Annotated in this window: 18 protein-coding genes; 11 read left to right on the top strand and 7 right to left on the bottom strand. The window is 72.1% G+C overall.

What is annotated here, in order from left to right; translation table 11 throughout:
• The first annotated feature begins 3 nt into the window (after nt 1–3).
• The 4 genes from ACZ4AA_RS08080 (at nt 4) to ACZ4AA_RS08065 (ending at nt 4,812) form a co-directional block, all read left to right on the top strand.
• Nucleotides 4–414, top strand: coding sequence for a hypothetical protein (locus tag ACZ4AA_RS08080; RefSeq protein ID WP_467597308.1), 411 nt, complete (start codon nt 4–6; stop codon nt 412–414).
• Between the two features lie 68 nt (nt 415–482).
• Nucleotides 483–2,825 carry an ABC transporter ATP-binding protein/permease gene (locus ACZ4AA_RS08075; RefSeq protein ID WP_467597305.1) on the top strand — a complete coding sequence of 781 codons (2,343 nt, stop codon included), beginning with the start codon at nt 483–485 and terminating at the stop codon, nt 2,823–2,825.
• Between the two features lie 6 nt (nt 2,826–2,831).
• Nucleotides 2,832–3,779, top strand: a complete 948-nt coding sequence (locus ACZ4AA_RS08070) for a hypothetical protein (protein ID WP_467597302.1) — start codon at nt 2,832–2,834, stop codon at nt 3,777–3,779.
• A gap of 34 nt (nt 3,780–3,813) precedes the next feature.
• A complete protein-coding gene (locus ACZ4AA_RS08065) occupies nt 3,814–4,812 on the top strand; it encodes a serine/threonine-protein kinase (protein WP_467597299.1) in 999 nt (332 codons plus the stop codon).
• A 21-nt stretch (nt 4,813–4,833) separates the two neighbouring features.
• Here ACZ4AA_RS08065 and ACZ4AA_RS08060 read toward each other — a convergent pair whose 3' ends face one another.
• Nucleotides 4,834–6,129, bottom strand: a complete 1,296-nt coding sequence (locus tag ACZ4AA_RS08060) for a streptophobe family protein (protein WP_467597296.1) — start codon at nt 6,127–6,129, stop codon at nt 4,834–4,836.
• A 164-nt stretch (nt 6,130–6,293) separates the two neighbouring features.
• On the opposite strand from ACZ4AA_RS08060, the gene ACZ4AA_RS08055 reads away from it, so the two are divergent.
• Together ACZ4AA_RS08055 and ACZ4AA_RS08050 are read left to right on the top strand one after the other, a co-directional pair.
• Complete coding sequence (locus ACZ4AA_RS08055) at nt 6,294–7,628, top strand: DUF6777 domain-containing protein (RefSeq protein WP_467597293.1); 1,335 nt, start codon at nt 6,294–6,296, stop codon at nt 7,626–7,628.
• 116 nt (nt 7,629–7,744) lie between these two features.
• On the top strand, nt 7,745–8,218 hold the full coding sequence (locus tag ACZ4AA_RS08050; RefSeq protein ID WP_467597290.1) for a helix-turn-helix domain-containing protein: 474 nt from the start codon (nt 7,745–7,747) through the stop codon (nt 8,216–8,218).
• A gap of 65 nt (nt 8,219–8,283) precedes the next feature.
• On the opposite strand, the gene ACZ4AA_RS08045 is transcribed toward ACZ4AA_RS08050, so the two are convergent.
• From ACZ4AA_RS08045 to ACZ4AA_RS08035, 3 genes are all read right to left on the bottom strand, one after another.
• Nucleotides 8,284–8,886, bottom strand: a complete 603-nt coding sequence (locus ACZ4AA_RS08045; RefSeq protein ID WP_467597288.1) for a ClpP family protease — start codon at nt 8,884–8,886, stop codon at nt 8,284–8,286.
• Between the two features lies 1 nt (nt 8,887).
• Entirely contained in the window at nt 8,888–9,541 is a 654-nt protein-coding gene (locus ACZ4AA_RS08040; RefSeq protein ID WP_467597285.1) for an ATP-dependent Clp protease proteolytic subunit, read from the bottom strand.
• 112 nt (nt 9,542–9,653) lie between these two features.
• Entirely contained in the window at nt 9,654–10,871 is a 1,218-nt protein-coding gene (locus ACZ4AA_RS08035) for an epoxide hydrolase family protein (RefSeq protein WP_467597282.1), read from the bottom strand.
• A gap of 187 nt (nt 10,872–11,058) precedes the next feature.
• Here ACZ4AA_RS08035 and ACZ4AA_RS08030 point away from each other — a divergent pair, with 187 nt between their 5' ends.
• Nucleotides 11,059–11,541 (top strand): VOC family protein, encoded by a 483-nt coding sequence (locus tag ACZ4AA_RS08030; RefSeq protein WP_467597279.1) that lies wholly within the window; start codon nt 11,059–11,061, stop codon nt 11,539–11,541.
• Between the two features lie 38 nt (nt 11,542–11,579).
• Here the strand turns inward: ACZ4AA_RS08030 and ACZ4AA_RS08025 are convergent, their stop codons facing one another.
• The gene (locus ACZ4AA_RS08025; protein WP_467597276.1) at nt 11,580–12,707 is read right to left on the bottom strand and encodes a PP2C family protein-serine/threonine phosphatase; all 1,128 of its coding nucleotides are present in this window, start codon (nt 12,705–12,707) and stop codon (nt 11,580–11,582) included.
• A gap of 598 nt (nt 12,708–13,305) precedes the next feature.
• On the opposite strand from ACZ4AA_RS08025, the gene ACZ4AA_RS08020 reads away from it, so the two are divergent.
• Both ACZ4AA_RS08020 and ACZ4AA_RS08015 read left to right on the top strand, forming a co-directional pair.
• Nucleotides 13,306–14,103 (top strand): VOC family protein, encoded by a 798-nt coding sequence (locus tag ACZ4AA_RS08020; protein ID WP_467597272.1) that lies wholly within the window; start codon nt 13,306–13,308, stop codon nt 14,101–14,103.
• 68 nt (nt 14,104–14,171) lie between these two features.
• On the top strand, nt 14,172–14,879 hold the full coding sequence (locus ACZ4AA_RS08015; protein WP_467597269.1) for a ribonuclease H family protein: 708 nt from the start codon (nt 14,172–14,174) through the stop codon (nt 14,877–14,879).
• 33 nt (nt 14,880–14,912) lie between these two features.
• Here the strand turns inward: ACZ4AA_RS08015 and melC2 are convergent, their stop codons facing one another.
• Together melC2 and melC1 are read right to left on the bottom strand one after the other, a co-directional pair.
• The gene (gene melC2 / locus ACZ4AA_RS08010; protein WP_467597266.1) at nt 14,913–15,737 is read right to left on the bottom strand and encodes a tyrosinase MelC2; all 825 of its coding nucleotides are present in this window, start codon (nt 15,735–15,737) and stop codon (nt 14,913–14,915) included.
• Nucleotides 15,738–15,771: 34 nt separating this feature from the next.
• Nucleotides 15,772–16,176: an apotyrosinase chaperone MelC1 gene (gene melC1, locus ACZ4AA_RS08005; protein WP_467597263.1), complete on the bottom strand. Its 405-nt coding sequence runs from the start codon at nt 16,174–16,176 to the stop codon at nt 15,772–15,774.
• A 135-nt stretch (nt 16,177–16,311) separates the two neighbouring features.
• On the opposite strand from melC1, the gene ACZ4AA_RS08000 reads away from it, so the two are divergent.
• Nucleotides 16,312–16,443, top strand: a complete 132-nt coding sequence (locus tag ACZ4AA_RS08000; protein WP_467597259.1) for a hypothetical protein — start codon at nt 16,312–16,314, stop codon at nt 16,441–16,443.
• A 71-nt stretch (nt 16,444–16,514) separates the two neighbouring features.
• Nucleotides 16,515–17,717 carry an FAD-dependent monooxygenase gene (locus ACZ4AA_RS07995; RefSeq protein ID WP_467597257.1) on the top strand — a complete coding sequence of 401 codons (1,203 nt, stop codon included), beginning with the start codon at nt 16,515–16,517 and terminating at the stop codon, nt 17,715–17,717.
• The last annotated feature ends 74 nt before the right edge of the window (nt 17,718–17,791 follow it).

The raw sequence follows: 17,791 nt of genomic DNA, 5'->3' as shown, positions 1-17,791 counted from the left end.
ATCGTGCACGACGAATTCCTGTGCCATGTCACCGCGTACGGCATGTGCGGCGGTCAGCGAGTCGGCGTACCCCTGGGCACCTATCGTGCGCCGACGCTCGCGCTGGCCCTGTGGTGGATGCGGGACCGGGCGGCCTGGATGGCCGAACGGCTCGATCCGCAGCCCGAGGACCCCGCCTTTCCGCCCAACTCGATCGCGCCGGTGGGGGAAAGCGTTCCGGACGTCCCCGCGATGCTGCGCGCATGGTGCGGTGACTCGGATCAACAGGATCTGGTCGCCGAGGAGTTGGCCGCGGGCAAACTCGTCCGGGTCTCCACCAACGACGACACCACCGAGTACGAACTCCTCGCGGAGTCGGTGGACGCGCTGCGCATGCACCGCACCGCCGCGGTGCTCGGCACCTCCGCCGCCTGACCGCCCGTGCGCCCCGGCCGCCGGGCGCTGATCAGGCACACATCTGGGCGAATCGTTAGAATTCTGGCATGGCAGAGAGGCAGGTCGCGGCGACTGCACCCGAGCTCGTCCTCGAAACCGAGACGGGCTCGACGGTGATGAGTCCGAACCACGATTACCACGTCGGACGCGACCCGCTGTGCGACGTCGTCATCGACGACGTCCGGGTCTCGTGGCACCACGCGGTGCTGCGGCCCCAGGCGGATCACTGGACGCTCGAGGACGAGAACAGCACGAACGGCACGTACGCCGACGGCAGGCGCGTCCACGAATGGGGCGTCGGACCCGGCAGCGTGATCCGCTTCGGCAGCCCGGCCGACGGCCCGCGCGCCGTCCTCGTCCGTCGCCCCCCACCCGCCGCGGAGCGCCCCTCGGCCGTGTCCATGCCGGCCGCCACCAGCACCTTCAAACAGCCCACGACCGTGCGGCCGCTGCCCTCGCGCACCGTCCGCATCGGCCGCGGCCCCGACAACGACCTGGTCATCGACGATCTGATCGTCTCCAGGAACCACGCCGAACTGCTGGCCAGGCCCGACGGGACGTACGAGATCGTCGACCTCGGCAGTCACAACGGCACGTTCCTCAACGGCCAGCCCGTCGAGCGCGCCCTCATCACACCGGGTGACATCGTCGGCATCGGACACTCCGCGTTCTGCCTGGTGGGCGACCAGTTGCAGGAGTACGTGGACAGCGGCGAGGTCTCCCTCGACGTGCAGGACCTCGTCGTCGAGGTCGACCGGGGCCGCAAGACGCTGCTGGACCAGGTGTCCTTCCCCGTCGGCGAGAAATGTCTGCTCGCCGTCGTCGGCCCGAGCGGCGCCGGCAAGTCCACCCTCCTGAACGCCCTCACCGGACAGCGGCCCGCCGACCACGGCACGGTCCTCTACGACGGCCGTGACCTCTACCGCGACTACGCCGAACTGCGCCAGCGCATCGGCCTGGTCCCGCAGGACGACATCCTGCACGCCCAGCTCACCGTCCGCCGGGCCCTGACCTACGCCGCCGAACTGCGCTTCCCGCAGGACACGGCGAAGGCGGAGCGCCTGGCGAGGGTGGACGAGGTGATCGGCGAGCTGGGCCTCGGGCAACGCGTCGACCAGCCCATCCACAGCCTGTCCGGCGGACAGCGCAAGCGCGTCAGCGTGGCCCTCGAACTGCTCACCAAGCCGTCCCTGCTCTTCCTGGACGAACCGACCTCCGGACTCGACCCGGGCATGGACCGGTCGGTGATGCACATGCTGCGCGGCCTCGCCGACGACGGCCGCACCGTCATCGTCGTCACCCACAGCGTCCTCAGTCTGGACGTCTGCGACCGGCTCCTGGTCCTCGCGCCCGGCGGCAAGGTCGCCTACTACGGCCCGCCCGACGACACCCTTGCCTTCTTCGGCTACCGCCAGTGGCCCGAGGCCTTCGAAGCCTTCGAGCGCGACACGGACCGGGACTGGGCGGGGGAGTACAGGGACTCGCCGTTCCACGGTCAGTACATCGACAAATCGACCGTGCAGCCGAGGCTGCCGGACGCGGCCACCGGAGCGCTCGTCGGACCGCCCCCGAAGGCCCAGAGCTGGGGCTCCCAGCTGCGCACGCTGGTCCGCCGGTACGCGGCCGCCCTCGGGGCCGACCGCACCTTCCTCGCCATCATGATCGCCCTGCCGTTCGTGATGGGCGCGATGGCGCGGGCACTGGCGGGGGGCAAGCTCACCCAGGACTCGGCGATGAACGCGCTGCTCATCCTGTGTGTCGGCGGCGTGCTGACCGGAGCGGCCAACGCCGTGCGGGAACTCGTCAAGGAACGGACGATCTACCAGCGGGAACGGGCCGTCGGCCTGTCCAGATCGGCGTACCTGATGTCCAAGGTCGTCGTCCTCGGCACCATCACCGTGCTCCAGGCCGTCGTGCTCACCCTCGTCGCCCTGTTCGGCGTCGATCTCAACGCACCGGGCGGAAAGGGCGTGCTGATGCCGCCGCTCGTGGAGATCACGCTGGCCGTGGCCCTGCTCGCCTTCACCGCGATGATGCTCGGCCTCCTCGTCTCCGCAGTGGTGCGCAAGGAGGAGGTGACGATGCCGCTGCTGGTCCTGCTGGCCATCGTCCAGGTCGTCTTCTGCGGCGCCCTGCTGAAACTGCACGGAGTGCCCGGACTTGAGCAGTTGTCCTGGCTCGTGCCCTCCCGCTGGGCCCTGGGCGCCATGGCCGGGACCATCGGCCTGGCCCGGATCGTGCCCGGCGAGCTCACCGGCGACCCGATGTTCCGGCACTCGACCGGAGTCTGGCTCCTCAACATGGGCATGCTCGTCGTGCTCTCCGTCGTCTTCGGCTGGCTGGTCGCCCTGCTGCTGCGACGGCGCGAGCCCGCCGTCATGCGGAAGTAGCCGCCGATGACGAGCCCCGGTTTCCGTCCGACGCACGTCGTTCCGCAGGACGGGCTGTCCGCCTGGGAGTCACCCGACCCCTCCCGGCCCACCGTTCCCCTGGACGCGCTGCTGCCGGTCGAACTCGTCGACCGGCTGGGGGACTGGGGGCGGGTCGTCTGCGCCAACGGCTGGTCCGCCTGGGTGGACGGCCGTCTGCTGATCGCCGTACCGCAGGTACCGCCGGTGGCGACCCGGCCGCTCGCCCGCACCGCCGACCCGCGCCCCCTGCTGGCACGCGTGGAACAGGCGCTCACCGACTACCGGCAGGCGGCGGAGGAACTGGCCTCCGGGCACCTGGAGGCCGAGAACTTCCGGGCCCGGACGCAGGGCAGCCGGATCGGAGTGGTGGTCGACGGAGAGTCGATGTGGCTGTACGACGGCGAGCACGAGCGGTGGGTGTACTGCGACGGGACCCGCCTGAGCACGTTCGCGGCCGAACGCACCCCCTCCACCGCGCGACGCGAGACGACCCACCGGCCGGAGGCGGAACAGGAGCCGTCGCCGCAGGAGCCCCCGGAGCGTGACGAGGCACGGGCGCCGGAACCGGACCGGGCGCCGGACCCGGACGGGACACGGGGCCCGGAACCGGTGCCTGAACCGGGTGTGGCGCGGGGATCGGGCGCGGCGCAGGGGTCCGGTGCGGCGCGTGGGCGCCAGGCGGAGCCGACGCGCATCGTGCGGGAGTCGACACCGAACGGGACGCGCGGCCCGGAACCGGTGCCTGAACCGGGCGCGGCGCAGGGGTCCGGTGCGGCGCGTGGGCGCCAGGCGGAGCCGACGCGCATCGTGCGGGAGTCGACACCGGGCGGGCCTCCGGCCGGACCGCCCGACGGGCCACCCGCCGGACACGAGCCCACCCGTCTGGTCACCTTCGAGGACGACGAGCGCGGCGACGACCGGGGTGAGGACTGATGCCCCGCGTGGGGTACGAGCGGGGTGACGGCTGATGGGCGAGTCGTCCGGGCCGGACGCCAGCCCGTTCTCGGGGCGGCCCTCCGAGCTGATCGGACGGCAGATCGCGGGCTACCGGATCGAGCGGGAGATCGGGCGCGGCGGGATGGCCGTCGTCTACCAGGCCAAGGACCTGCGCCTCGACCGCACGGTCGCCCTCAAACTCCTCGCCCCCGAGCTCGCCCGCAACGACACCTTCCGCGGCCGCTTCACCCACGAGTCACGGGTGGCCGCCGCGATCGACCATCCGCACATCGTGCCCGTCTTCGAGGCGGGCGAGACGGACGGCGTCCTCTACATCGCCATGCGCTACGTCGCCGGGCGCGACCTGCGCCATCTCCTGGACCGCGAGGGACCCCTGACGGTCACGGTGGCCGGCCGGATCGGCATCCAGGTCGCCTCCGCGCTCGACGCCGCCCATGACCACGGCCTGGTGCACCGGGACGTGAAACCCGGCAACATCCTGGTCGCCCAGGGCACCGACAGCGATCACCCCGAACACGTCTACCTCACGGACTTCGGACTGACCAAGAAGTCCCTGTCGCTGACCGGGTTCACGAGCGTCGGACAGTTCGTCGGGACCCTCGACTACGTGGCCCCGGAACAGATCTCCGGCAAACCGGTCGACGGCCGCTGCGACGTCTACAGCCTCGGCTGTGTCGTCTACGAGACGATGGCCGGCCACCCGCCCTTCCAGCGCGACGACGACATGGCACTCCTGTGGGCCCACCAGTACGACCAGCCGCCGGCCCTGAGCAGCGTGCGCCCCGGCATCCCGGACGCGGTCGACGCCGTCCTCGCCAAGGCGCTCTCCAAGAGCCCCGACGACCGGTACGACTCGTGCCTGGCCTTCGTCAGCGCGCTGCGGATCGCCGCACGCGGTCCCGTGACCGGGGGCGGCACCGGGACGGGCGCGGAGCCCGAGGCCGTGCCGGGCGGACCGGGGCCCGTACCGGAACCGCCGATCTGGGCCGGCCCGGTGTTCCGGCACTGAGACGGCGCGGCGGAGCCACCCTCAGCCGTCCGAGCCGATCTCCCCCTTGCGCCGGACGCCCTTGGCCAGGACCGCGCCCAGGAAACCGGTGACCAGCCCCCACAGCACGGCGAGCCCGAGGGCGCCCCACACCTGCGGACTCAGAAACAGCTCGCCCTTCAGACCTCCGCCGATGTCGCCGAGACCGAGGATCGACAGGCCGTAGTGCGCCGAGAGCCGCCCGAGCAGGCAGATCATGAGCACCGTCAGCGCCAGCGCGACCGCCATGCGGACGGCGTGCTGCCAGGACCGCGTCCGGGCCGGTGAGCGGGCCGCCATCAGGAACGCCGCCCCGAGCAGCAGCACGGCGTCGACGACCACCAGCCACCAGATCCGGCCGTCGTAGTCGGCGAGCGAGCCGAGATTGAGCTCGGACACGTCCGGAGTGCGCAGCACCTCGTCGAGGACATGCGGCATCGGCAGCCCGAAGGGCCCGTCCACACGCCCGTTCCAGGTGGCGCCCAGACCGATGGTGAACGCGAGCCAGACGACATTGGGAAGACCGAGCAGCATCACGGCGAACGTCTCGGCCGGATGTCCGCGGGTCGCCGCCACCACCAGCCCGATGACCGCACCGAGGCCCACGCAGGTGAGCAGCAGGACGACCATGGCGTAGGCGGCCGGCCGCACCGATTCCTGGAAGCGCAGCAGCCGGGCCGGGAGCGGAGCCCCCCGCGAGACCAGCAGCGCGATCACGAACACACCGGCCAGCCACAGCACCCCGAAGATCAGGGTCGGTGCCACGGAAGCCTTGAAACCCACCTCGGGCGTTGCGCCGAACAGGTCACCGATGGCGCCGATGGCGCCGTTCCCGAGGTCGACGGTGAAGTTCTGGCGGGCCGCGAGCATGAGCCCGATCAGGACGAGCAGCCACAGGACGGCCAGCCGTCCGGCCCAGCCCGCCACCTCCCTCGCCCCGGCCACCGCGCGATGCCGCAGGGGCCGCAGGAATCCCGCTCCGAGCGCCAGCGCCCCGGTCAGGGTCACCGACAGCGGGACGACCGTGAGGCCGGCCTTCGTCTGGGCGATGGCTCCCGCGTCACCGGTGAGCTCGATGGTGCCGCCGACCGCCGTGACCAGGGTGGCCGCGACCACCCGCGGATAGGCGTTGTCGGGCAGGTCGGTGGCGCCTGACGCCCACAGGCCGAGCGCGGCGACCACCCCCATGAGGACCAGGCCGGCGAGGACGGCCACGAGGGCCTGGAGCCAGCCGTGCCGGGCGGCCGGACGGGCGCCGCTGCTGTCGGCCGGGAAGGCGGACGGTGTCGGGGGACTCACGCTGCCACGCTAAGCAGCGCCGGGTCCGTCCGCCCCTCGGGGAGAGCCGGCCGCGTCGGCTTGCGGGCACCCGCGGACCGGGGCACACAATGGGTGCGTTGTGGAACGAAGCGGCACAGAGGACTGTCGGTGCCGCAGCATCCCTCCAGCGGGAAGAAGAGCTCGTGAGCGTCGAACCGCCCTCCTCCGGCCGCCCCACCGGACCGCCCTCGGGCCCGCTGTCGGGCCCGTCGCAGCCGAGCCCCACCCAGCCCGTCGACGTCCCGCCCGCCGGACCGCCGAGCGGGGCCTCCGGAGCGGGAAGCGGCGGCGACGGCACCGGAGGGGGCGGGACGGGCGGCGGCTCCGGCGGTGGCGGTACGGGCGGTGGCGCGGCCGGTCCCGAGGGACCCGGCGGGGGAGCCGCGGGGCCCGGCAAACCGGGCGGCGGGGGACCCGATCGGCCCTGGTGGCGGTCCGCACCACGGGTCGCGCTGCTCACCGGGGTCGTGGCGGCGGCGGTGATCCTCGGACTGGTCTTCACCAACAACGGCGGCGGGACCAAGAACACCGGCAGCGAGGTCTTCCTCCAGTCCGCGGACAAGTCGGGGCCCGACCCCTTCACCGAGTCGACCGCCAACGACACCTCCACCGCGCCGCAGACCCCCGCGACCCCGGCCACATCGGCACCCGCCAACGCCACCGTCGCCGTGAGCGGCAACGCCCCCGGCCTCTACGGCGGCACACGCGACGTGTCCAGCTGCGATGTGGAGAAGCAGATCAGCGTGCTCACGGCCGACCCGGCGAAGAACAAGGCCTTCGCCTCCGTCGAGGGCATCCAGCCGGACGCGGTCCCCGCGTACCTGCGCTCCCTGACCCCCGTACAGCTGCGCCTGGACACCCGCGTCACCAACCACGGCTACCGCAACGGCGCGCCCACCAGCTTCCAGGCGGTCCTCCAGACCGGCACCGCCGTCCTCGTGGACTCCCGCGGTGTGCCCCGGGTGCGCTGCGCGTGCGGCAATCCGCTCCGCCCGCCGGTCGCTCAGAAGGGCACCCCCAAGGCGACGGGCGACTCCTGGCCCGGGTACCGCTCGAACGACGTCGTCGTCGTGGCACCCTCGACGACCGTCATCAACGTGTTCGTCCTCTACGACCCCGAGAACAAGGAGTGGATCGCCCGGCACCGGGGCAACGACGTGCACAAGGACAAGAAGACGCACCCGCCGGTGAACCCCTCGCCCTCGGCCAGTGTCTCCGGCTCCGCCTCACCGTGTGTCTTGCCCGGCGGTGGGAAGCCCGCCTCCGGAAGCCCGTGCCCGTCGACCGCGACCTCGCCTTCGTCCGAGAGTTCGTCGCCGTCGACGTCGTCGTCCTCCTCCGAACCGCCCTCCGCCCCGCCGTCCTCGGCGCCACCGGAGCCCCCCTCGAGCGAGCCCGCGTCACCCGCGTCGGAGCCGCCGCCGGCTTCGGGCCCGGCCTCGTCCGCGGGTTCCTCCGCGGAGGCCCCCGCGACCTGAGCAGCGCCCTCCGCCGGGCCGGCCGGCCCGGTCCCGACCGTCGGCGTTCCGCCCGCTTCACCGAGAGCGGAACGCCGGTACCTTCCCGTGCGGCGCGGCGCTCCTAGGCTGGAGGGGTGAGCGACCACGTGAGGAACGAAGCCCGCGTCATTCCCCTGCGCCCGGCGGCGGCCGAGCCCTCCCGGGCCCCGGCGCCGGGTGCCCCGGGCCGGGTGCCGCGCCCGCCCGTGCTCGCACCGCGCCGGGGGCCCGACGCCCCCTCTTCCACGGCCAGGGAACCGCTGTGGCGCGACCTGGTGGGAGATGTCCTGCGGCGCGAGAGGCTGGCGCAGGAACGCACGCTCAAGGACGTGGCCGAGGCGGCCCGGATCTCCATGCCCTACCTCTCGGAGGTGGAGCGCGGCCGCAAGGAGGCCTCTTCCGAAGTCCTCGCGGCGGCCGCGCGCGCCCTCGGCCTCGGCCTGGGCGACCTTCTGTCGCTGGCCCAGCGCGAACTGATCCGGCACCCCCGGGCCCCGTCCGTCCGGAGCCGCTCCGCGTCGACCCCGTCCTCGGCCTCGCGGTACGACGGGATGTGCCTCGCCGCCTGACGTCGGGCCACCGCCGAGGCTGCGGAGGTCGGATCACGGCAGCCGAGGCTGCGGAGGTCAGGAGGTCAGACCACGGCGAGCCGGCGGCTCAGGATCTCGTCCGCGAGCCCGTACTCCACCGCCTCCCGCGCGGTGAAGATCTTGTCGCGGTCCATGTCCGCGCGCAGCGTGGCGACATCGTGGTGGGTGTGCCGTGACAGCACCTCCTCGACCTGCGCGCGGATCCGCAGCATCTCCTTGGCCTGGAGGCTGAGGTCCGACACCGTGCCCTGACGGCCGCCGCTGGCCGGCTGGCCGAGCAGCACGCGCGCGTGCTCCAGCACGAACCGCCGGCCGGGATCGCCCCCGGCCAGCAGCACGGCGGCCGTGGAGGCGGCCTGCCCGACGCAGAACGTCGAGATCGGCGCCTGGACGAAGGTCATCGTGTCGTAGATGGCCATCAGCGAAGTGAACGATCCCCCGGGCGAGTTGATGTAGATCGCGATCTCGCTCTCCGGGCTCGACGACTCCAGATGGAGGAGCTGCGCGATGACGACATTGGCCACGCCGTCGTCGATCTCGGTGCCGAGGAAGATGATCCGCTCGGAGAGCAGCCGGCTGAAGACGTCGTACGACCGCTCGCCCTGCGGGGTCCGCTCCACGACGTTCGGAATCGTGTACGTCCCCATGTCAGAGTCCCGTCCGTCGCCGAGCCGCGGCCGGGCGGACGTCGGCGAGCGACTCCACGACCCGGTCCACCATGCCGTACTCCTTCGCCTGTTCCGCCGTGAACCAGCGGTCGCGGTCACCGTCCCTGGAGATCGTCTCCTCGCTCTGGCCCGTGTGCTCCGCCGTGATGCGTTCGATGGCCCGCTTGGTGAACTCCAGGTTCCGCGCCTGGATCTCGATGTCGGCGGCGGTGCCGCCGATGCCCGCGGACGGCTGATGCATCATGATCCGCGCGTTCGGCAGGGCGAAGCGCTTGCCGCGCGCTCCCACGCTCAGCAGGAACTGCCCCATGCTCGCGGCGAATCCCATCGCGAGGGTGGAGACGTCGTTGGGAATCAGCCGCATGGTGTCGTAGACGGCGAGTCCGGCGGTCACCGAACCGCCCGGACTGTTGATGTACAGGCTGATGTCGGAGCGCGGGTCCTCGGCGGACAGCAGCAGCAGTTGGGCGCACACCCGGTTCGCGGAGACCTCGTCGACCTGGGTGCCCAGGAAGACGATCCGCTGAGCGAGCAGTTGCGCGGCCAGATGGTCGTCGTAGCGGGTCGCGGGGGTGTCGCCCTCCTCGGCCCGCGGTGCGCGCTCCGGATACCGGCTGGTCATGAGGGGAGTCATGGTTCCTCCTGGTCGTGACGCGGCGGGCGTCGCCGCTGACTCCACTCTCGGTCCGGGGGAGGCGGCGGACCGGATTTCTCGGCCCGCGGCAGATTCGCTGTCGGCAGAGCCGTCAGGCGCCCGCGCGCAGTTGGCGGAAGAAGGCCCGGATGTCGGCCACGAGCAGATCCGGCTCCTCCATAGCGGAGAAGTGCCCGCCGCGGTCGAACTCGGTCCAGCGGACGATGGTGTCGGTGCGCTCCGCGACATGGCGCAGGGCGACGAAGTTCTCCTCGGGGAAGACGGCGAGCGCGGTCGGCGTGGTCGACGGCTCCGGCGGTGCGCCCCAGTAGTCCGCGTGGGCACGCTCGTAGTAGATCCGCGCGGACGAACCGGCCGTGCCGGTCAGCCAGTACAGCATCACGTCGGTCAGCATCAGATCCCGGTCGACGGCGTCCTCGGGGCGGTCCCGCGAGTCCGTCCACATCATGAACTTCTCGGCGATCCAGGCGAGTTGCCCGACCGGCGAGTCCGTGAGGGCGTACGCGAGCGTCTGCGGCCGGGTCGACTGGACCGCGGCGTACCCCGTCTCCTCGCGGTTCCACTCCTGGCCCCGCCGCCAGGATGCGAGGGTGCGCTCGCGCTCGTACGGGCTCAGCGCGGCCAGTTCCCCGGCGGTCGGCTCGGTGAGGGCGGACGAACCCGGCAACAGGTTGAGGTGGACGCCGGTCACCCGGTCGGGGTGCGCCCGGCCGAGCTCGCGCGAGACGGCCCCGCCCCAGTCCCCGCCCTGCGCGCCGTAGCGCCGGTACCCGAGGCGCTCCATCAGTTCGGCGAACGCGGCGGCCACCCGGGTGAACTCCCAGCCGGTGTCCCGTGTCGGGCCCGAGAGCCCGAAGCCCGGGATGCTCGGCAGCACCAGGTGGAAGGCGTCGGCCGGATCGCCGCCGTGCGCCCGTGGATCGGTCAACGGCCCGACGACCTCGGTGAATTCGACGATCGACCCGGGCCAGCCGTGCGTCATGATCAGCGGGGTCGCGCCGGGTTCCGGTGAGCGGATGTGGGCGAAGTGCACGCGCGCGCCGTCGATCTCGGTGGTGAACTGCGGCCACGCGTTGAGGCGTTCCTCGGCCGCACGCCAGTCGTAGGTGTGCCGCCAGTGATGTACGAGATCCTGGAGGTAGTCCCTCGGTACTCCGTACGCCCAGCCCACACCGGGCAGTTCGTCGGGCCAGCGGGTGGCGTCCAGGCGGCGGTGCAGATCGTCCAGGTCGCTCTGCGGGAAGCCGACGCGGAACGGATGGATGCCGGCGGGGTCGCCGGGCGCACCGGGGGAGTCACTGAAGATCATGTCCGCGGATGCTATCCCCGCCTGCGCGGCGCCCGGCAGCGGTTTTCCCGGTGCCGGGGGCCCGCCGACCCGGTGCGGTGAGCCGGTCCGGGGTGTCACGGGTGGGACCGTGCGCGCGCGGCCGATGAGTTTTCGGACGAGGATCGGTCGACAGAGGTGACGCCGATTTCCGCCCGAGGAGGTACGCATGCCCGCCGATGGATTCGCCACCTGTCTGTGGTTCGACGGCCAGGCCGAGGAGGCCGCGCACTACTACGTCTCGATGTTCAAGAACTCCCGGCTCGGCCGGGTCGGCCGCTACACGGAGGCCGGGCCCGGGACCCCCGGTTCCGTGCTGGCCGTCGAGTTCACCGCCAACGGCCAGAAGTTCGTCGCGGTCAACGGCGGCCCGCAGTTCACGTTCGACGAGGCGATCTCGTTCCAGATCCACTGCTACGGCCAGGAAGAGGTGGACCACTACTGGAACAAGTTCGTCGAGGACGGCGGCGAGGCGGGTCCCTGCGGCTGGCTGAAGGACAAGTACGGGCTGTCCTGGCAGATCGTCCCGGACGGGCTCATCGAGCTGCTCGGCGACGCTGACACGGAGAAGGCCGCCCGTACGGCCCAGGCGATGTACAAGATGACGAAACTGGACATGGCGGCTCTGGAACGGGCGCACGCGGGGGAGTGACGGGCGGCCTCGGCGGTCGGACGACGGGGGCCGAGGCCTCAGAGCGACGCGGATGCTCCTTGGGCCGGATCGCCGCGCGGGCGGATCCTGGCCGCCAGGATCGCCACGTCGTCCTCGGCGTGGCGGGCGTCGAGCCTGACGAGCACCTCGTCCAGCAGGTCGTCGACCCCGGCGCCCGGGGGCAGTCGCAGGGCGGCCAGCCGCGCGAGCGAGGCGTCGATGTCCTCGTCGCGCCGCTCGACGAGCCCGTCGGTGAACATCACCAGGGTGTCGTCCGGGGAGAGCCGGCGGACCACCTGCTGGTAGCCGCCGACACCCGTGCCCAGCGGCGGACCCACCGGCAGGGGCAGCAGTTCGCCCGTGCCGTCACCGGCGAACACCACGGGGGGCAGGTGCCCGGCACCGGCGATCACCGCGGTGCCGCGCGCCGGATCGACCCGGACCAGCAGACAGGTGGCCGGGCGCCGGGTGCCGTCCTCGGCCACCGCCGCGTCCAGCCGGCGCAGCACCCGGTGGGGCGGAAGGTCCGTGGAGGCGACGTAGCGCAGCATGGAGCGGTACGCGGTCATGTCCACCGCGGCGTCGAGGCCGTGGCCCATCACGTCGCCGACGACCAGCAGGGTCCGTCCGAAGTGCAGCCGTACGGTCTCGAACCAGTCCCCGCCCACCAGGGCACCGCCGCCCGCGGGCAGATAGCGGGTGGCGAGGTCCAGGTTCGGATGCGGCCGGCCGGGCGCGGCGAGCAGCGCCCGCTGGAGGTCCAGGACCGTGCCGCGAAGGGTCTCGTGCCGTCGGGCGTGCCCGAGGTGCACGGCGGTCAGACGCGCCGCGTGCCCCGCCAGAGCCAGGTCCGCGGCAGTGAAAGGCGCTCCCTGCCGGACGGCGAGGAGCACCCCGTACCGGCGGCCGTGCGCGAGCAGCGGTACGGCGGCGACCTGCCGGGGTGTCCGGGCGGACAGGTCGATCGAGGCGGCGATCGGCCGGCCCTCGTCGAGCGCCCTGACGGACAGGGGGCGCGGCCCGTCCGGCGGGGGGAGCAGCCGGGTGCGGCCCGCCGTCGCCGCGCGGGTGAAGTCCGCGTCCGGGGAGCGGCGGCGGGCCGTCACGTCCGTGGGCAGCAGGTCCACCGCGGCGGTCTCGCAGAGGCGCGGGCACACGAACGCCACGAGCTCCTCGCAGGTCGTGCGCTCGTCCAGGGTCGTACCGATGGACTCGACGGCCTCCTCCAGGACGCCGGACGGAACCCCGGCAGCCGCGGTCCCGCTAAGGGGCGTACGCGCACCGGAGGTCCTCGCATCCGCCGTGCCGGGAGGGGACGTCCCGGCACCGGGGGAGCCTGCACCGGCGGTCCCTGCGCCGCGCGTCCCGGCACCGGGTGCGCCGGCGTCGGGTGTCCCCGCACCAGCCGTGCCGGTGGCGGGCGTCGCCGCGCCCGCCGTCCCGTCACCGCCCCGGTCCGCCATCGCACCTCCACCGCAGCACACCCTGGGTCCATCCACGCACGGGGGCGGCCGGTCCGCACGCTCGGTCCTGGGGCGGGCGGGCGGTCGTTCACCGGCACGGCCGCCCGCCGAAGCGGCCCGCCCGAGGCTCGCCCCCGTTCGGCCCCGGAGACACCACTTCCCACGTCCGCGTCATCCCGTGGCCGGCCGGGTCGGCCCGCTCTCCAGTGTCCTGCGGGGCCGCCGCTTCGGCGCGCGGCCCGCCTGAAGGCTGGCTAGCGTGAGCAGCGCAACCGTTCACCGAACAGGAGAAGGTCGGGTCATGGCCGTACAGCCTGAAGGAACGCCCTGCTGGGCGGACGCGATGTTCAGCGATGTCGAAGGGGCCAAGAGCTTCTACGGGGACGTGCTCGGCTGGACGTTCGGCGAGGCGTCCTCGGAGTACGGGAACTACACGCAGGCCTACTCCGGCGGCAAGGCGGTGGCCGCCGTCGTGCCGCCGATGCCGGGCCAGGAGGGCCAGTCCGCCTGGTGTCTGTACTTCGCCTCGCCCGACGCCGCCGCGACCGCAGAGAAGATCAGGAGCGAGGGCGGCGAGGTGCTGATGGAGCCGATGCAGGTGGGCGACTTCGGCACCATGGCGCTGGCCCGGGACCCCGGCGGAGCCGTCTTCGGGGTCTGGCAGGCGGGAGTCCACGAGGGCTTCGAGTCGATCGGCGATCCCGGCGCGTACGCCTGGGCCGAGGTGTTCACCCGTGAGCCGGAGAAGTCCGACGCCTTCTTCCCGGCCGTCTTCCCCTTCACCGCCCAGCAGGTGCAGGACGACGCCGTCGATTTCCGGGTCTTCAACATCGGCGGGAACCCGGTCCTCGGCCGGATGAGGATGACGGACGAGTTCCCGCCCGAGGTGCCGTCGTACGTCAACGTCTACTTCGGCGTCGAGAACTGCGACGAGGCGGTGGCCAGGGCGACCGCGCGGGGCGCGGTTCTGCGCTTCGGTCCGATGGACAGCCCGTTCGGCCGGTTCGCCGCGCTGAGCGACCCGCAGGGCGCGTCGTTCTCCGTGATCGACATGAAGACGACGCAGGGTGAGATGCCCGGGATGGCCGACGTGTCCTGACGCACGTCCGGCGTCCTCAGGTGGGTCGGGGGCCCGCGCCCGTGCGCGGGCCCCCGCCGGGGCGTGGCATGATCGGGGCCATGCCTGAACGCGTTGTTGCCGCCTGTGACGGGGCTTCGAAGGGAAACCCGGGACCCGCCGGATGGGCCTGGGTCGTCGCCGACGGGGACGAGACCCCCACCCGCTGGGAGGCAGGACCGCTGGGCACGGCGACCAACAACGTCGCCGAACTCACGGCGCTGGAACGCCTGTTGACGGCCGTCGCGCCCGAGGTCCCGCTGGAGATCCGGATGGACTCCCAGTACGCGATGAAGGCCGTCACGACCTGGCTGCCGGGCTGGAAGCGCAAGGGCTGGAAGACGGCCGCGGGCAAGCCCGTCGCCAACCAGGAACTGGTCGCCCGGATCGACGAACTCCTCACCGGCCGTACGGTGGAGTTCCGTTACGTTCCCGCCCACCAGGTCGACGGCGACCGGCTGAACGACTTCGCCGACCGTGCCGCCAGCCAGGCCGCCGTGGTGCAGCAGCCCGCCGGCAGTGACCTCGGCTCCCCGGAGCCGCCCGCCTCCCCCGACACCCCGAAGGCCTCGGCTGCCGCCCGCCGCCGTCCAGCGGCCGGGACGTCCCGGCCGGGCACGTCGAGCCGTACCATCAAGGCCAAGTTCAACGGCCGTTGTGTGTGCGGGCGTTCCTACGCCGCGGGCGAGCCCATCGCGAAGAACGCCCAGGGCTGGGGCCACCCGGAGTGCCGGACCGAGGCACAGGGCGGAGCCTGAACCTCCCGGTGATCACGGCCGGCGCGGCCGGGATCAGACGGTGTCGAACGTGTAGAACTTGGTGTGGTCGAGCAGATCGGCCGGGCGGGTGTCGTTCCACGGCTTCATCGTCTCGCCGAGGTCGACGACGTCCGGGGTGCCCGCGAGCGGGAGATAGCCGGAATCGGGATGACGCCGCTGCCACTGGGCCCAGAGCCGGTCTATGAAGGCGTGGTGGAGCCAGAACACCGGATCGTTGGGGGAGACGCCGGTGGACATCTGGCCGCCGACCCAGACGTGCACCCGGTTGTGGAGATTGACACCCCGCCAGCCTTCGAGGTGATTGCGGAAGCCGTCCGAGGCGCTGTTCCAGGGCGCCATGTCGTACGTCGTCATCGCGAGCACGGACTCCACCTCGGCGCGGGTCGGCAGTTCCCGGACTCCGGTTGCCAGTGACCTGCGCAGGTAAGTGCGGGTGTCGACACGGACGTTGATCGGCCAGTTGCCCGAGGAGGCCGCGAACGGGCCGTCCATCACCCGGCCGTCCAGGCTGCGTCCGGTGCCGCCGAGGAAGTCGGGCGCCCACAGGGACGCCCGCGTGGTGCGGTCGCTGCTCCAGTCCCAGTAGGGCAGCGCCACCGAGGGGTCGACCGACTGGAGAGCCCGCTCGAACTCCAGCAGGAATCTGCGGTGCCAGGGCAGGAACGACGGTGAACGGTGGCCCGTCCGCTCGCCGTTGTCCGTGTCGCCGAGGATGAACGCGTTGTGCGTCGTGACGAAGGTGTCGTACGTGCCGCTGCGCTTCAGCTTCAGCAGCGCGTCGACGAATCGCCGCTTCTCGTCGGCGGTCAGGTTCGCCTGGTTCTTGCGTACGGTCATTGTGCGGGACTCCACGATCTGCTTGCGGGGTGGTTCAGTTGGCGGCGAAGGGCACGAGCGGCGCGCCCTGGAGTTCCACGACGGCGGCGCGGGCCGCGTCGCGCGGGGTGGGCACCGGGGCGTAGTGGCTGACGACGCTGATCCAGCTGCCGTCGGCGTTGCTCATCACGTGCAGCTCCGCGCCGTCGATGAACACGGCGTATCCGCCCATGTGGTGGTGGCCGCCGCCGGTCATCGGGCGGCCTTCTATGTGCCGCCCCTGGAAGACCTCGTCGAAGGACTCCGGCCCGCCGTGGTGGTGTCCGTCCATGGACCGCTGGGCGGCGGCCGGCCCGTCGGGTGCCGCGGACGCGGAGGACGCGGTGAGGGTCTGGGCACCTGCGGCCGCGGCGAGCGCGCCGACGGCCCCGAGGGCGCGGCGACGAGTGAGCTCCGGCATGCGGAGACCTCCTGTGATCAGCTGTGTTGATGACCCGATATGCCTATCGGTTCATCAAAGAGCCGGAGAAATCGCCGCATGTCGGTTGGCTGTGATCCGGACAATCCCGTACATGTCGTGCAGAGTTGAACAAAGATGATCTTGCTGTCCGGGGTGGTCGCCGCGCGCTCGCGGACGAAGATCTTCCGGCGGGAGGGCCCCATCGCGATGATCTTGCTGTCGCGGCCGTCGATCCGTGGCGTGGTTCACGCGCACGATCTGGCGTGAACTGCGGGCCAGGCGCCCCCTGCTACCCTTCGTGATCAATTGACCGCATTGTGCAACATAGGGGAGTGCGCGTGAAGATCGCGTGCGTCGGTGGCGGACCCGCAAGCCTGTACTTCTCGATCCTGATGAAGATCCAGGACCCGTCCCATGACATCACCGTCCACGAGCGGAACCCGGCCGGATCGACCTACGGCTGGGGCGTGACGTACTGGTCGGGCCTGCTCGACAAACTGCGCGAGGGCGACCCGGCGTCCGCGCTCGCCGTCAGCGAGAACTCGGTGAGCTGGACCGACGGCGTCGCCCACGTCGGCACCCGCACGACCGTGGCCCCGGGGGACGAGGGATTCGGCATCGGCCGCCGCCGGATGCTCGACCTGCTCGCCGAGCGGGCCCGGTCCCTGGGAGTCCACGTCGCCTACGAGAGCGAGATCACGGCCGACCGGCTGCCCGACGCCGACCTCGTCGTCGCCGGGGACGGGGTCAACAGCACGCTGCGCGAACGTCACGCCGACCACTTCGGCAGCGAGACCGAGCACGGCCGCAACCACTACATCTGGCTCGGCACGACCAAGGTCTTCGACTCGTTCACCTTCTCCTTCGTGGACACCGACCACGGCTGGATCTGGTGCTACGCCTACCGGTTCGGCGATGACCACAGCACCCTGGTCATCGAGTGCTCCCCGGAGACCTGGAGGGGGCTCGGGCTCGACAGCGCGGGCGAGGCCGAGGGACTCGCGCTGCTGGAGAAGCTCTTCGCGAGCCTGCTCGACGGACACGGGCTGATCGGCCGGGCGCAGTCCGACGGCGCCGCCCGGTGGCTCACCTTCCGCACCCTGACCAACCGGACCTGGCACCGGGGCAACCTCGTCCTGCTCGGGGACGCCGCCCACACCACGCACTACTCCATCGGTGCCGGCACCACCCTCGCCCTGGAGGACGCGATCTCGCTCGCGCGGGCCCTGCGCGAGCACGAGGACCTCGACACCGCCCTGACCCGCTACGGAAGGGAACGCAGGGCCGAGCTCCTGTCCGTGCAGAGCGCGGCCCGCCACAGCGCCCGCTGGTACGAGAACCTACCCCGCTACATCGGGCTCCCGCCGGCGCAGATGTTCGCCCTGCTCGGGCAGCGCCACTCGCCGCTGCTTCCGTACGTCCCACCCCAGCTCTACTACCGCATCGACCGCGCCGCCGGCCGGCTGGAGGCGCTGCGCCGCCTCAAGCGCTGGCTCGGCCCCAAGGTCGCCCGCGGAGTGCAGGCACGGGCCCGCCGGTAGCCGCGCCGGCGGCTGCCCGGGAAGTGGACCCCACTTGGGGTGAATGGCAATTCACCGATAAGGTGAATTGCCAT

Source organism: Streptomyces sp. NPDC024698 (assembly GCF_055559015.1).
This window is presented reverse-complemented; position numbering and strand designations above follow the sequence as displayed.

What these genes read in the sequence shown, in the direction of transcription:
- ACZ4AA_RS08075 (WP_467597305.1), top strand. Translation starts at nt 483, where the DNA reads ATGGCAGAGAGGCAGGTCGCGGCGACTGCACCCGAGCTCGTCCTCGAA.
- ACZ4AA_RS08070 (WP_467597302.1), top strand. Translation starts at nt 2,832, where the DNA reads ATGACGAGCCCCGGTTTCCGTCCGACGCACGTCGTTCCGCAGGACGGG.
- ACZ4AA_RS08065 (WP_467597299.1), top strand. Translation starts at nt 3,814, where the DNA reads ATGGGCGAGTCGTCCGGGCCGGACGCCAGCCCGTTCTCGGGGCGGCCC.
- ACZ4AA_RS08045 (WP_467597288.1), bottom strand. Translation starts at nt 8,886, where the DNA reads ATGGGGACGTACACGATTCCGAACGTCGTGGAGCGGACCCCGCAGGGC.
- ACZ4AA_RS08040 (WP_467597285.1), bottom strand. Translation starts at nt 9,541, where the DNA reads ATGACTCCCCTCATGACCAGCCGGTATCCGGAGCGCGCACCGCGGGCC.
- ACZ4AA_RS08035 (WP_467597282.1), bottom strand. Translation starts at nt 10,871, where the DNA reads ATGATCTTCAGTGACTCCCCCGGTGCGCCCGGCGACCCCGCCGGCATC.
- ACZ4AA_RS08030 (WP_467597279.1), top strand. Translation starts at nt 11,059, where the DNA reads ATGCCCGCCGATGGATTCGCCACCTGTCTGTGGTTCGACGGCCAGGCC.
- ACZ4AA_RS08020 (WP_467597272.1), top strand. Translation starts at nt 13,306, where the DNA reads ATGGCCGTACAGCCTGAAGGAACGCCCTGCTGGGCGGACGCGATGTTC.
- ACZ4AA_RS08015 (WP_467597269.1), top strand. Translation starts at nt 14,172, where the DNA reads ATGATCGGGGCCATGCCTGAACGCGTTGTTGCCGCCTGTGACGGGGCT.
- melC2 (WP_467597266.1), bottom strand. Translation starts at nt 15,737, where the DNA reads ATGACCGTACGCAAGAACCAGGCGAACCTGACCGCCGACGAGAAGCGG.
- melC1 (WP_467597263.1), bottom strand. Translation starts at nt 16,176, where the DNA reads ATGCCGGAGCTCACTCGTCGCCGCGCCCTCGGGGCCGTCGGCGCGCTC.
- ACZ4AA_RS08000 (WP_467597259.1), top strand. Translation starts at nt 16,312, where the DNA reads ATGATCTTGCTGTCCGGGGTGGTCGCCGCGCGCTCGCGGACGAAGATC.